The following is a 14175-nucleotide window of genomic DNA, read 5'->3' as shown; positions in this document are numbered from 1 at the left end:
CCGAAATTAGACCTCTACGCCCATGCTTTTCGCATTTTCAAGCACGTCTTCGATCGTTCCGACAAGGCGGAAAGCATCTTCTGGAAGATGGTCGTATTTGCCTTCAAGAATTTCTTTGAAGCCTTTAACAGTTTCTTTAACCGGAACGTAAGAACCTTTCTGGCCAGTGAACTGCTCGGCAACGTGGAAGTTCTGTGATAGATAGAACTGGATACGGCGTGCACGGTGTACAACAAGCTTGTCTTCGTCAGAAAGCTCATCCATACCGAGGATCGCGATGATATCCTGAAGTTCTCTATAACGCTGAAGCGTTGATTGAACCTGGCGCGCTACTGAGTAGTGCTCTTCTCCAACGATTTCCGGTGACAGGGCACGGGAAGTTGAAGCAAGAGGATCCACCGCAGGGTAGATACCCATCTCAGAAAGCTTACGCTCAAGGTTAGTCGTTGCATCCAAGTGAGCGAACGTTGTAGCAGGAGCCGGATCCGTATAGTCATCGGCTGGTACATAGATTGCCTGGATGGAAGTAACAGAACCTACGTTAGTAGATGTGATACGTTCCTGAAGGCGTCCCATTTCTGTTGCCAAAGTAGGCTGGTAACCTACCGCTGAAGGCATACGGCCTAACAGGGCGGAAACCTCAGAACCTGCCTGTGTGAATCGGAAGATGTTATCCATGAAGAAAAGAACGTCCTGTCCTTGGTCATCACGGAAGAATTCAGCCATTGTCAAACCTGTCAGGGCAACACGCATACGTGCTCCAGGCGGCTCGTTCATCTGGCCGAATACCATCGCCGTCTTCTTGATTACGCCTGAGTCGGTCATCTCGTGGTAAAGGTCATTACCTTCACGTGTACGCTCGCCGACACCGGCGAATACGGAGATACCGCCGTGCTCTTGGGCGATGTTGTTGATCAATTCCTGGATCAGAACGGTTTTACCTACACCGGCACCGCCGAATAGACCGATTTTTCCACCTTTGATATAAGGTGCAAGAAGGTCTACTACTTTAATTCCAGTTTCAAGGATTTCAACCTCAGTTGAAAGCTGCTCGAATTTAGGTGCTTCCCTGTGGATGGAGTCGCGACGGATGCCGGCTTCAAGTGCCGGATCAAGGTCGATTGTTTCACCAAGAACGTTGAATACACGTCCAAGAGTGATATCCCCAACTGGTACAGAGATAGGTGCACCAGTATCAATAACTTCAGCACCACGGGTTAAGCCGTCAGTAGAAGCCATGGCAATAGTACGAACTGTATCATCACCTAAGTGAAGGGCAACTTCAAGGGTTAAGCTGATTGCAACTTCAGATTCGTTACGCGCAGGGACTGAGATTGTTAATGCATTGTAGATTTGCGGAAGCTCGCCGCTGTCAAACTTTACGTCAACAACCGGACCCATGATTTGAAGAACGCGTCCTTTGTTCATCATTTTCCCTCCTAATATTTCAATTCAATAGAGGATTGCGCCTGGCATGATATCAGTCGGGCATCTCTATCTTGCTTTGCCTGGCCTGTGCTGTAAGATGCAGATGCTTTGGCGCCATCAGCAGTGAAGGCACCTAAGCAGCAGCTTCTATCAGCGTCCAGGACTGGCATTTATTATTCCAGCGCTGCTGCGCCGCCGACGATTTCGGTAATTTCCTGGGTAATGGCCGCCTGACGCGCACGGTTGTAGCTTAGGCTAAGCGAATTGATAAGCTCTTTCGCATTATCCGTCGCACTCTGCATCGCTGTCATACGGGCCGCGTGCTCACTGGCCTTGCTGTCCAGCAGCGCGCCATAGATCAGGCTTTCTGCATATTGAGGAAGAAGGACTTCCAGAATATCTTCTGCAGAAGGCTCGAATTCATAGGATGTAAGCTTGCCGCCGGAAGAAGAGATATCCGTCAGCGGAAGAAGCTTCTTCTCTGTTACATCCTGCTGAATTGCACTGACATAGTGGCTGTAGTAGATATATAGTTCATCAAATGTTTCGTCTGAAAACATGCCGACTGTTTTGCTGGCAATATCTTTGATCTCCGCAAAAGCAGGCTGGTCCGCAACTGCCACGATATCCAGGATGACGTTCATGCCGCGCTTCCTGAAGAAATCGCGCCCAATGCGGCCGATGGCGATGATTGCATACTCATCACTTGATTTATGGCGTTTTTGGATGGTCTGGTATACAGTCCGCAAAATATTGCTGTTGTATGCCCCGGCCAATCCGCGGTCGGAAGTGATGACTAGGTATCCTGTCTTTTTAACGGGACGGGATGTCAGCATCGGATGCGATACATCGGTGCTTCCCAGTGCGATGCTGGCAGTAACTTCCTGAATTTTTTCCATGTAGGGAACGAATGACTTAGCATTCATTTCTGCACGGTTCATTTTCGCCGCAGATACCATTTGCATGGCCTTTGTGATTTGGCTCGTCTTCTTTGTAGAAGTGATCCTATTTTTTATATCGCGCAATGATGCCACAGGTTCTCACCACCCTTTTCAAAGAATGTCAGGCTGAGAGCCTGCCCGTTTTGGGGCAGCCCCGCCAGCCCTTCTATTGTCAGACCTTTAACAGCGATATCCATCCTCAAGGGAAAAAGCCTGAATCAGGCTTTTTCTGCTTGGGACTTGCGCTATTACTCGGTTACTGCGAAAGTCTTTTTGAAGCTGTTGATCGCAGAAGCCATATCATCGTCAGCAGGAAGCTCTTTCGTTGTAGCGATATGGTCTAACAAATCTTTCTTGTTATGGTCAAGCCATGTAAGGAATTCAGCTTCGAAACGGCGGATGTCCTGGACAGGGATATCGTCTAGGAAGCCGCGAGTCAATGCATACAGGATGGCTACCTGCTTTTCAACCTTAAGCGGCTTGTTAAGATCCTGCTTCAGTACCTCAACTGTACGGGCACCGCGGTTAAGCTTCGCTTGTGTTGCTTTATCAAGGTCAGATCCGAACTGGGCAAATGCTTCAAGCTCACGGTATGATGCAAGGTCCAGACGCAGTGTACCGGATACCTTTTTCATGGCTTTGATCTGTGCAGATCCGCCGACGCGTGATACAGAAAGACCAGCGTTGATCGCAGGGCGTACGCCTGAGAAGAACAGGTCAGACTGAAGGAAGATTTGTCCGTCCGTGATTGAGATTACGTTTGTTGGAATGTATGCTGATACATCCCCTGCCTGTGTTTCAATGAAAGGAAGTGCAGTGATGGAACCTGCTCCCTTTGCATCGCTCAGCTTTGCAGCACGCTCAAGAAGGCGGCTGTGCAGGTAGAATACATCCCCTGGATATGCTTCACGTCCTGGAGGACGGCGCAATAATAGTGAAAGCTCACGGTAAGCAGCTGCTTGTTTTGTAAGGTCATCGTACACAACAAGAACGTGCTTGCCGTTGTACATGAATTCTTCACCGAATGTTACACCTGCATAAGGAGCAAGGAACAATAATGGAGCAGGCTGTGATGCAGAAGCTGTTACAACGATTGTGTATTCTAATGCACCTGTCTTGCGGAGCGTTTCTACTGCATTACGTACAGTAGATTCTTTTTGTCCGATAGCCACATAGATACATACCATATCCTGATCCTTCTGGTTCAGGATTGTATCGATGGCAACGGAAGTTTTACCAGTCTGGCGGTCACCGATGATAAGTTCACGCTGTCCGCGTCCGATTGGCACGAGGGCGTCGATCGCTTTGATACCAGTCTGCAGCGGCTCATGAACAGATTTACGGTCCATAACGCCTGGTGCAGGGCTTTCGATCGGACGTGTTTTTGTTGTGTTGATTGGCCCCATGCCATCAACAGGCTGTCCAAGCGGGTTGACTACGCGCCCGATCAGCTCAGGCCCGACAGGAACCTCCATGATGCGGCCCGTACGGCGGACCTCATCTCCCTCACGGATTTCAGTATATGGGCCAAGGATGATAATACCGACGTTATTTTCTTCAAGGTTTTGTGCCATACCCATAACGCCGTTTGAAAATTCAACAAGTTCTCCAGCCATGACATTGTCGAGGCCATGAGCACGGGCGATACCGTCACCGATCTGGATAACTGTACCTACATCACTCACTTGAATTTCCGACTGATAGTTTTCGATCTGCTTTTTTATCAGCGCACTGATTTCTTCAGCTTTGATGCTCATGAGTTTCACCCCTATCTATAAATCTTAGCTTAATAATTGACGTTCCAGGCGTTCCAGCTTGCCGCGCATGCTGCCGTCGAAAATCCTGTTTCCGATGCGGAGCTTGATGCCGCCGAGCAGGCCCGGGTCCACGATATTCTCGATGCGGAGGGACGTTTTTCCGACCCTTGATGCAAATGCAGCAGATAGCTCGCTGCTCTCAGCCTCTGTCAGCGGACGGACTGAGTAGACCTTTGCTTCCGCAATGCCCCTTGCGTCATTCGCAAGGCTGATGAACTCCTCCGCAAGATCAGAGAACTGATCTTCACGGTGGCGGTCAATCAATAGCATAAGTGTATTAAGTACTAAAGGATTAACAGACGCGAAGGCAGTTTTGATGATCCCTTTTTTCTCATCATTCTCAAGTTTCGGGGATTTCAGGACTGCATCCAGGCCTTTATTATTGTTTACGACATCTTTGACGATGCGAAGGTCTTCTTCCATTTGGCCAAGAAGCTGATGTTCATTCGCAAGCTGGAACAGAGCCAACGCATAGCGCTTTGCTACTGTAGAGCCGCTCATCGGTTTTCTCCTGCCTCTTGAATGTATTCATTGATCAGCTTTTCCTGGTCTGCTGCACTCAGTTCCTTCTCAATAACCTTGGAAGCAATAAGGACAGACAGTGAAGCAACCTGCTCGCGGATTGCGGCAACTGCTTTTTCTTTCTGCTGCTCAATTTCAAGCTTCGCTGATTCTTTCACGCGCTCAGCTTCAGCACGGGCTGCGGCGATGATTTCCTCGCGCTGCACGTCGCCTTGCTTCTTTGCACCTTCGATCAGGTTCTGAGCGTCTGTGCGGGCTTCCTTCAGAAGGCTTCTCTGCTCTTCCAGAAGCTTGCTTGCTTCAACACGGCTTTGTTCAGCCGCGCCGATTTCATTGGCAATATGCTCTTCACGCTGTTTCATGATGCCCATTAAAGGACCCCACGCAAATTTCTTGAGCAATGCCAACAAAATAATGAACATAATCAGCTGGAATAAGATATCCCCGCCGTTGAATGCTGTATGTGCTGCGCCTTCTGCAGCGCCTAATACTAAATTGCTTGCTAACACCCTCGATTCACTCCCTTCAAGAGTCTTCCACTTTCCCTATCAACAAGTTAACGAATTTCATCATATGAATTCGGTTCTTTCAGATTCAAAAAGCCAGTTTGCATCCGCCTGCACAGGCTAAGCGGATCTCCAAGAATAAGGCGCATCCGCACCTGGGCATAAAGGAATGGCGAAGGGTCACATCCATGATCTTCGCCATTATGTGTAATGCTTATAATTATTGACCAATAACCATGAACGCGATAACAACTGCGATGATCGGCACGGCCTCAACTAACGCTACCCCGATGAACATAGTTGTTTGAAGCATTCCGCGAGCTTCCGGCTGACGGGCAATCCCCTCAACTGTACGTGATACGATAAGACCGTTACCAATACCGGCACCTAGTGCTGCCAAACCGATTGCAATTGCTGCTGCTAAAAGACCCATTATAAATTTCCTCCTTAGGATTGTATAAAATAATATAGTGTTTGAATGTTTTGTTCATAGAATGAACAGGTATATATTAATGGTCAGAGCTCACTTTATGGGAGAGATAAACCATTGTTAACATACAGAAAATAAATGCCTGGATCGCGCCGACAAATATTGAGAACCCTTGCCATGCAAGCATTGGTACAATCGCGGCAATAGTTCCGACCCACCCTGTTGCCAGGCTTCCGGCAATCAGTGTCAGCAGGATTTCACCCGCATAGATGTTACCATAAAGACGAAGGCCGAGTGTAAGCGTGTTGGCAAACTCCTCGATGATCTTGATTGGGAACATGAACCAGAATGGACGGAAAAATTCTTTTCCGTATTCTCCTACTCCCCGAAGCTTTACACCGTAATAGTGCGATAACCCAACCACCATAACTGCCAATGTCAGCGTTACAGCAGGATCTGCTGTTGGCGATTTCCACCACAATTGGTCATTGATGACCACGGAGAATGGAAGCCCCAGCATATTTGAAACAAAAACATACATAATGATGGTGATTCCAAGGATATGGAATCTTCCGCCATCTTTCCAGTCCATCGTACTGTTGATGATGTTTTTTACAAAATCCATGATCCATTCGAAAAAGTTCTGCATTCCGGTTGGTCTCATGGCGAGCGTACGAGTGGAAAGAACAGCGATGATGAAAACAATGGCACTGGCAACTGTAATCATCAAAATGTTTGCCAAGTTGAAGTTCAAACCAAGAAATTCAACTATAGGTGCTTCATGATGCACAGTATTCACCTCTCTTCCCGGCTATTTACGTAAAACAAAAAGTTGAAGAAAATAATCTATCATAATGACAATATATGATGTCATTAATCCCAGAACTACGCTGATCAGGTGCACCTCATCCGGGTACCTCATGCTGATCATGACGGCAAGCACTGCCGTCGCCATCCTCGACAGCATCCCGAGCGACCGCATCCTTTGGCCATTCGCTGCCGCTTCCCCAAGCTGGTCCGTCTTCCTTACCATCAGCCATAAGTTGAACAGGCTCAGGCTTGTCCCCAATATCAGCCCCATAAAAATAGATTGATAAGAGGTGAACCCCCAGCCAAGAACATAGACTGACAGCAGTAGGAATATGTATTTGCGCTGCCGTATAAACATTGTTTTGAGGTCTGGCATAGGCTGTTAGTCTCCTGTAAAGAAACGTCTGACCAGGTGAAGCATGGCATAAGTCCCCGCTGCCAATCCTATAAGCAATCCGATTATCAGGAATAACGGCTCGGTTCCAATTACTTTATCAAACCATCTTCCAAGGAAGATGCCGATCAGGATAGAGCCTACTAATTGGGAAAGGATGGCGGACATTAAAGCCATGGCTTGAAACGGGTGGCGGTCTTTTCGACGCATGATAACGCATCCTCCATGATGGAAATGTATTCCTTTGACGGATAATTTGTCTTAAGAATGCAGGATTTCCTACTGGTAAAAAGAGAATGGTGTTTGTTTTGAGGTAAGTGTTTTCATTGTTGATATCATGCAGATTGCGGTAATTTTCTTTCGCATGAAATCTGTGAAAACCCTATCATTTTATACCCTTTGTAAGCATACAATAGGCATCTGTCAATGTCAATGCATTCGGAGTGAAAAAGTTCACAAACTCCAGTAACGGAAAAGTCTTTGTTCACACTATTTTCGATTTTTTTTTCGAATATTAACTTGCAATTGGAGCGAGGCATTATCTCGCTCCAATTGCACCCTCATCCTCTTCTTTTTTTACCTCCAGATAGGCCTCGATCCTATCCTGCCTGCCGGCTTTCCTTGCAAAGACCTGGGCAATGTAGACGCCGTCCGGAGGCAGATCATCGTTCGCTAATTCCCTGCGGATCTGGCCTTTGCCCGCATCACGCTTCCAGTCAAGAAATTGAATGAAACGAAGTGTATCGGGATCGAACAGCGCAATTCCGAATTCCTCCGCTCCCCCTGGCAGATAGACTTCATAGCGGTAACTTCCGCCATTGTCCCCCCTGCCAAAATCAAACCCCATTACACGAGGATAATCCGGCTCCTCGAGGACATACAAATACGGGATGCTGACTTTCCTGCTGCCCGCATTCAGGACAAGCCGCCCATCATGGATTTTCTGTTTGAATTCTTCCGGATCTATTCTCATCCTGATAGCGACCTTCTTTTTCCCGCCGGGTTCAAGTCGAAAGGCGAGCGGCATCTCCCATTCAATCCCGCTTATGTTAGAGGGTACAGAGAATGAATATGACTCTGTTCGGCTGCCGGCATTTTTAACAGTCAGATAGCGGACATGCTCATTCTCACGGCCGGCTATTTTGAACTTGCCAAACTGGAGTGAGGCCGGCATCACTAAGTCAGGGGCCTTCACCGCTTCTTCGACCTGGATGCGGCCTGCCCCCTGTTCATAGGTCCTGTACAGCATGCCTCCTTCATTATAAAGAGGCAGAGCCGTATTCATGAGCGAGGCTTTGATTTCTTCCGGACTCCAATCAGGATGAGCCTGTTTAATCAGCGCACATGCACCTGCGACATGGGGCGAGGCCATACTCGTTCCCTGCAGCGGCAGATATCCCCCGGGAACCGTACTGCTGATAGCCACACCCGGGGCCAGTACATCCGGCTTGATTTCCCAGGTATCAGTCACAGGTCCGCGGGAGCTGAAATCGGCAAGAATATCCTTTTCTTCTATTATATATGTCCGGGCCAGCACCGTTTCTTCCTGCAGGCGCTTTTTCAGCTGGCTCCCATCCTGCTTAGAGAGCGACACGACCGGAAGGCCTGCATCCTCCTCAAGATTGCCTGCGAAGCTTCCGTCCGTATTATTGTAGATAATAACTGCGATGGCGCCTGCCTCCCTGGCATTTTTGGCTTTTTGTGAAAAAGTAAGGCCACCCCTCTGAATGAGTGCAATCTTCCCTTTTATCCTCTCAAGCTCTTCGGGTTTGCCAAGCCCGCCGAACGCCAGCTCATAGGAACGGTCTAAATTCCAGAGTGAAGAGCCTTGAAGGGGATTCAGTTTCACTTTCTTTCCGCTTCCGAAATCAAGATATGGAATCCGCAGCTTTGGTGTAGAGGCACCTACCGATATCGCTTTGGAGGCAGTACCCGGCGAGCCGACCGTCCAGGTGTTCGGCCCTGAATTTCCAGACGAAGTGACAGCGGTAATGCCCTTATCGACTGCTTTATTCAGGGCAAGACTGATGGGCAGATCCGGGCCATTGACACTGTTGCCAAGCGATAGATTCAAAATGTCGACCTTATCCTTGATGGCCTGTTCAATGGCTGCAATCACCTGCTCCGTTGTCCCCGCCCCTCCAGGTCCGAGCGCCCGGTAGGCAATGATCTTTGCATCAGGCGCCACTCCCCTCATTTTGCCATTGGCCGCAATCACTCCCGCCACATGGGTTCCGTGAAAAGTATTCTCTCCTGCCGTCCTCACCGTTTCCATCGGATCATTATCCTGGTCCACCAGGTCGCGGCCGCCGGCGTAATTCCTCCGCAGGTCCGGATGATTATAATCAATTCCCGTATCAATCACACCGATGGTGACACCCTTACCAGACAGCCGCTCCCCCTTTTCATCAAACAGCCCCCTGACTGTATGGCTGCCGATCAGGCTGATGCCATCCTCATTCTCTGCCTGATAAGTGACCGCCTGGGATATCGTCAAGACTTCCTCTTCTTTGGAAAGCCTGTCCAGACTGTTGACAGGTCCCTTTACTGAAAAACCGTTCAAGGCCTCCTGGAAACTTTGCCTAAGAACTAATTCAGGGTATTGCCGGAGAAGGATATTCCGGTCCTGTTCGGTTTTCCCTTCTTTCATCAGGACAATTGCCACCCGCTCTGTATCCTCCGGTTCAGCCGGAAGCGGAGGGATTTGTAGTGTTCTTGCATTCACATGAGGACTGAGCATGACCGCAAACAGACTGATAATGAGGAAGATTTTTTTCATGGGAGGCTCCTTTCGGCGTTTTTCCTTAGGGTTTGTTTTGAAGGGCGGGAGTATTCAGGAGGTTTTCAAGGTCCTCCCAGTTTTCTTCGGAGGGTGAGTGGTATAGGCGGTTTTTGGTGGTGCCGGAGGAGTGGAGGTTGAGTGAAGATATTAGTTGGTGGATGTTCCTGCTGGAGTCATATAGCAGAAAATCTCTGCACTTCTGAATGCTGAGGGTGTTTTCCACAAGGAGAAAGTAATCAAGGATAGCGCGGATGTGGGCTTTTTTGGACATACCGGTGCAAGCCGGACAAATCCATCTGCCATGTATGCGGGACATCGCGTACAGCTGACATCCGGGGCATTGCACCCCGCGGATGATTTCATCTGGTGAGATGCTATATTGTTCGAGAATTGATGTATAGAGTGGCTCGTGGTTTTTCAGCAGGAGCCTTTTCACTTTGCTCATCTCTTTGCTAGTTAGGATTAGCGAGGGAGAGAGTGGCCGGAGCTTTTCAAGTTTTCTGGGCAGCTGTTCTGCATGTATCACGGTTTTATAAATATGCTCATTGCCTGTGTTTGTTTTAATAATCGTGGAATTGGAACTGATGATGACTAGCGGCTCAATTGGCAAGGCTGGAAGCTTCATTTTCTCCATCCAACCCTGCAGCTGAACTTTATGCCGCTGGACTTGAAGCAGCGGATTGGAAAACCCATCCTCCCCCTTGCTGGACTGCCTGATTACTTGATGGGAGTGTTTTTCGAAAAATAGTGTACCGGAAATGTTCTTGATTTCAGCTGCTGTGATAAATGAGGGGGCAAGTATAAGGGTATCTATCTGGAAGGGGTGCTGATGCACTAAGCGGAGGCCATGAAATATGAGATATTCATCCGGCAGGAAGGAAAGATGATAGTCTACGTTATTTTCTCCGCGGTAACCGGTGCGGCGTTTTATAAGATCTTGCTCAATTAGAGGGATTTTCGGATGATGCGGCGGCAATCTTCTCAACAATGCTTCAAGCTGCCTGATTTTTAAAGGAACGACTCTTTTTTTTTGCAATCATATGGGCTTTCACCTCTTTGAAATGGTATTTGGTCAGTATTTTATTCTTTATTTAATGGAAAAACTCCTCTTTTATTGAGGTTTGAATCATTTTATCTTCGTGAAGTGTCAGGATTCTACATAAATTTTCTGTTATTCTACTAAATTTTTTTGTTTTTCTACATAAAATCTGCATTATTCTACATAAAATACATTTATTACCAAAACACCCATTCAAAACAAATAAAAAAACCAGCCGCTCTCCGCGGCCGGTCCCATTAATTCGGATTATAATCTCCAGGTCTTTCTTCTGTCTGCTTGAAATAGTAACGAATCGCTTCTCCGATCCGGGCAGAGGCGTTTCCGTCTCCGTAAGGGTTTGTAGCTTTAGCCATTTTTTCATAGGCCGTCCGGTTTGTGAGAAGTTCGGTTGCCATTTCGTAGATCGGCTGTTCTTCAACACCGGCAAGCTTGAGAGTGCCGGCATCGATTCCTTCCGGCCTTTCAGTTGTATCGCGGAGGACTAGCACAGGAACGCCCAGTGACGGCGCTTCTTCCTGGACTCCGCCTGAATCGGTGAGGATCAGCTCTGCCCTTGAGGCAAAGTTATGGAAGTCAATGACATCAAGCGGCTCGATCAGGTGGATGCGCGGGTCGTTTCCAAGGATTTCGTCCGCCACTTCCCTTACAGCTGGGTTCAAGTGGACAGGATATACCACTTGGATGTCCTGCTGCTCTTCCACGATCCGCTTGATTGCCTTGAACATATTCCTCATCGGCTGCCCAAGGTTTTCACGGCGGTGGGCCGTCAGGAGGACAAGCCTGTCATTGCCAAGCCTATCAAGCACTTCATGCGAGTAGGCATCCTTGACGGTTGTTTTCAGTGCATCAATGGCTGTGTTGCCTGTAACGAAGATGCTTTCGTTTTTCTTATTTTCCCGAAGAAGGTTTTCAGCAGACATGGCTGTAGGCGAGAAATGGATATCTGCCATGACGCCTGTCAGCTGGCGGTTCATTTCTTCCGGAAACGGAGAGTACTTATTCCATGTACGCAGGCCTGCTTCCACGTGGCCAACCGTGATCTGATTGTAGAAGGCAGCAAGGCTCGCGATGAAAGTCGTCGTTGTATCACCGTGGACAAGGACGATATCAGGCTTCGCTTCCTTCATGACCTTGTCAAGGCCTTCAAGCCCCCTGGTTGTTACATCGACCAGCGTCTGGCGGTCTTTCATGATATTCAGGTCATAATCAGGGGTGATGCTGAAGATGCCCAGCACCTGGTCAAGCATTTGGCGGTGCTGCGCCGTAACGGTAACAATGGACTCAAAGTGCTCCGGGTGCTTTTGCAGTTCAAGGACGAGCGGCGCCATCTTGATGGCTTCCGGCCTTGTCCCGAAGATAGTCATGACTTTAATCGGACGATTCATGTAAGACACCTCTTCTTATTTAGTTCCAAACAATCGGTCGCCAGCGTCTCCAAGGCCTGGTACAACATAGCCTTTTTCGTTCAGCTTTTCGTCAAGTGCAGCAATGTAGATGTCTACGTCTGGATGTGCTTCTTTCACTGCTTCCACACCTTCAGGGGCAGCAACCAGGCACATGAATTTAATGTTTTTCGCGCCGCGCTTCTTCAGGGAATTCATTGCTTCAATGGCAGATCCGCCTGTTGCAAGCATTGGATCGACAACGATGAAGTCTCTTTCCTCGACATCGCTTGGCAGCTTGGCATAATATTCAACCGGCTGAAGTGTTGCCGGATCGCGGTAAAGGCCGATATGCCCTACCTTGGCAGCCGGGATCAGCTTCAGGATGCCGTCCACCATGCCGATTCCCGCACGCAGGATTGGCACAATTCCAAGCTTTTTGCCGGAAAGGACATTTGACTTTGTTACGCTGACAGGAGTTTCAATTTCAATCTCTTCCAAAGGCATATCCCGTGTGATTTCAAAGGCCATAAGTGTTGCGACCTCATCAACCAGTTCGCGGAACTCTTTCGTGCCGGTGTTTTTTTCTCTGATGTATGTAAGCTTGTGCTGAATGAGCGGGTGATCAAAGACGTATACTTTTGCCATTGAAAATCTCTCCTTTATTCTTCGCTATGTTTCGTTTACACTTCGTCTAATTTTACAGAAAAATAAATGCAAGGGCAACTGGGAGCAGAAATTGTTAAATAATCGTCATAAGGCTGCCTTTGCCTCCCGAAAAAAGAGCCTCCCGCAAAGGAAGGCCCTCCATCTTAAAGCTCTTTATAAAGGGTGAATCTGCCTGTGAGTTCCTCAACACGGCTGCTTGCTTCTGCAAGCTTTGCTTCGTCCTCATGGTTCTTGAGGGTAAAAGCGATCAGGGATGCAATTTCCTTCATCTCTTTCTCGCCGAAGCCGCGGGAAGTGACTGCAGCTGTTCCGATGCGGATGCCGCTTGTAACAAACGGGCTTTCCGGATCGAATGGAATCGTATTTTTATTAACAGTTATGCCGATTTCATCAAGCACTTTTTCAGCCACCTTGCCTGTCAGGCCAAGGGAGCGGAGATCAATTAAAAGAAGGTGGTTGTCCGTTCCGCCGGAAACGAGGTCGATGCCTTCCTCCTTCAGTCCTTCTCCAAGTGCTTTAGCGTTATTGATGATATTTTGCGCATAATCCTTGAAGCTGTCCTGCAGGGCTTCGCCGAATGCGACAGCCTTTGCTGCAATCACGTGCATCAATGGGCCGCCCTGGATGCCAGGGAAGATAGACTTATCGATCTTCTTCGCGAATTCTTCACGGCAAAGGATCATGCCGCCGCGCGGTCCGCGCAAAGTTTTATGTGTAGTGGTTGTTACAAAATCAGCATATAGCACAGGATTTTGGTGGAGTCCCGCTGCGACCAGGCCGGCAATATGGGCCATGTCGACCATCAGGTAAGCACCGACTTCATCGGCAATTTCCCGGAAACGCTTGAAGTCGATCTCGCGCGGATAGGCGCTTGCGCCTGCTACGATCAGCTTTGGCTTATGCTCGCGTGCTTTTTCAAGGACATCGTCATAATTGATGCGGTGTGTGTCTTTATCAACTCCGTACTCAACGAAATTGTATTGAATGCCTGAGAAGTTTACAGGGCTGCCGTGGGTGAGGTGTCCGCCGTGGGACAGGTTCATGCCAAGGACAGTGTCCCCTGTTTTCAGGATCGTGAAATAAACAGCCATGTTTGCCTGGGCGCCCGAGTGAGGCTGGACATTGGCGTGCTCTGCCCCGAAAATCTGCTTCGCACGGTCACGCGCCAGATTTTCCGTCACATCGACATGCTCACAGCCGCCATAATAGCGTCTGCCCGGATAGCCTTCGGCGTATTTATTGGTCAATACAGAACCTTGTGCTTCCATCACCGCTTCACTGACAAAATTCTCGGAAGCTATTAATTCGATCTTCGTTCTCTGGCGCTTCAATTCTTCTTGAATCGATTGAAAAACCTGCTCATCCTGCTGTGCTAAATGCTTCATTGTAATCCTCCCTTTTTGAAAAACTACATATGTATGCTTTTTTTGTAAA

General features: G+C 48.4%; 14 protein-coding genes. All 14 read right to left on the bottom strand.

The window, feature by feature from the left end; translation table 11 throughout:
* Window positions 1-6: 6 nt before the first annotated feature.
* The 14 genes from atpD to LCM00_RS12155 all read right to left on the bottom strand — a co-directional run bounded on the left by atpD (window position 7) and on the right by LCM00_RS12155 (window position 14126).
* The gene (atpD, locus tag LCM00_RS12220; protein WP_129613042.1) at window positions 7-1428 is read right to left on the bottom strand and encodes a F0F1 ATP synthase subunit beta; all 1422 of its coding nucleotides are present in this window, start codon (window positions 1426-1428) and stop codon (window positions 7-9) included.
* A 173-nt stretch (window positions 1429-1601) separates the two neighbouring features.
* A complete protein-coding gene (locus tag LCM00_RS12215) occupies window positions 1602-2462 on the bottom strand; it encodes a F0F1 ATP synthase subunit gamma (protein ID WP_009792636.1) in 861 nt (286 codons plus the stop codon).
* 155 nt (window positions 2463-2617) lie between these two features.
* Window positions 2618-4126: a F0F1 ATP synthase subunit alpha gene (atpA, locus tag LCM00_RS12210; RefSeq protein ID WP_129612991.1), complete on the bottom strand. Its 1509-nt coding sequence runs from the start codon at window positions 4124-4126 to the stop codon at window positions 2618-2620.
* A gap of 24 nt (window positions 4127-4150) precedes the next feature.
* Window positions 4151-4687, bottom strand: a complete 537-nt coding sequence (locus LCM00_RS12205) for a F0F1 ATP synthase subunit delta (protein ID WP_009792633.1) — start codon at window positions 4685-4687, stop codon at window positions 4151-4153.
* Window positions 4684-5217, bottom strand: coding sequence for a F0F1 ATP synthase subunit B (atpF, locus tag LCM00_RS12200; RefSeq protein ID WP_129612992.1), 534 nt, complete (start codon window positions 5215-5217; stop codon window positions 4684-4686). Before atpF ends, LCM00_RS12205 begins: the two co-directional genes overlap by 4 nt.
* 217 nt (window positions 5218-5434) lie before the next feature.
* Window positions 5435-5647, bottom strand: coding sequence for a F0F1 ATP synthase subunit C (gene atpE, locus LCM00_RS12195; RefSeq protein WP_009792631.1), 213 nt, complete (start codon window positions 5645-5647; stop codon window positions 5435-5437).
* A gap of 76 nt (window positions 5648-5723) precedes the next feature.
* Window positions 5724-6434 carry a F0F1 ATP synthase subunit A gene (gene atpB / locus LCM00_RS12190; RefSeq protein WP_129612993.1) on the bottom strand — a complete coding sequence of 237 codons (711 nt, stop codon included), beginning with the start codon at window positions 6432-6434 and terminating at the stop codon, window positions 5724-5726.
* A gap of 21 nt (window positions 6435-6455) precedes the next feature.
* Window positions 6456-6830: an ATP synthase subunit I gene (locus LCM00_RS12185; protein ID WP_224902104.1), complete on the bottom strand. Its 375-nt coding sequence runs from the start codon at window positions 6828-6830 to the stop codon at window positions 6456-6458.
* Between the two features lie 6 nt (window positions 6831-6836).
* Window positions 6837-7058, bottom strand: a complete 222-nt coding sequence (locus LCM00_RS12180) for an AtpZ/AtpI family protein (RefSeq protein ID WP_129612995.1) — start codon at window positions 7056-7058, stop codon at window positions 6837-6839.
* Between the two features lie 328 nt (window positions 7059-7386).
* Window positions 7387-9627: a S8 family serine peptidase gene (locus tag LCM00_RS12175; RefSeq protein WP_224902102.1), complete on the bottom strand. Its 2241-nt coding sequence runs from the start codon at window positions 9625-9627 to the stop codon at window positions 7387-7389.
* Window positions 9628-9652: 25 nt separating this feature from the next.
* Window positions 9653-10606, bottom strand: a complete 954-nt coding sequence (locus tag LCM00_RS12170) for a nuclease-related domain-containing protein (protein ID WP_224902290.1) — start codon at window positions 10604-10606, stop codon at window positions 9653-9655.
* A 320-nt stretch (window positions 10607-10926) separates the two neighbouring features.
* On the bottom strand, window positions 10927-12075 hold the full coding sequence (gene wecB, locus LCM00_RS12165; protein WP_224902100.1) for a non-hydrolyzing UDP-N-acetylglucosamine 2-epimerase: 1149 nt from the start codon (window positions 12073-12075) through the stop codon (window positions 10927-10929).
* Between the two features lie 15 nt (window positions 12076-12090).
* Window positions 12091-12720 carry a uracil phosphoribosyltransferase gene (gene upp / locus LCM00_RS12160; protein WP_224902098.1) on the bottom strand — a complete coding sequence of 210 codons (630 nt, stop codon included), beginning with the start codon at window positions 12718-12720 and terminating at the stop codon, window positions 12091-12093.
* 164 nt (window positions 12721-12884) lie between these two features.
* Window positions 12885-14126, bottom strand: a complete 1242-nt coding sequence (locus tag LCM00_RS12155) for a serine hydroxymethyltransferase (RefSeq protein WP_224902096.1) — start codon at window positions 14124-14126, stop codon at window positions 12885-12887.
* Window positions 14127-14175 lie beyond the last annotated feature (49 nt).

Origin of the sequence: Bacillus infantis, from assembly GCF_020171945.1 — a bacterium.
Lineage (GTDB): Bacteria > Bacillota > Bacilli > Bacillales > Cytobacillaceae > Bacillus_AB > Bacillus_AB infantis_A.
This window is presented reverse-complemented; position numbering and strand designations above follow the sequence as displayed.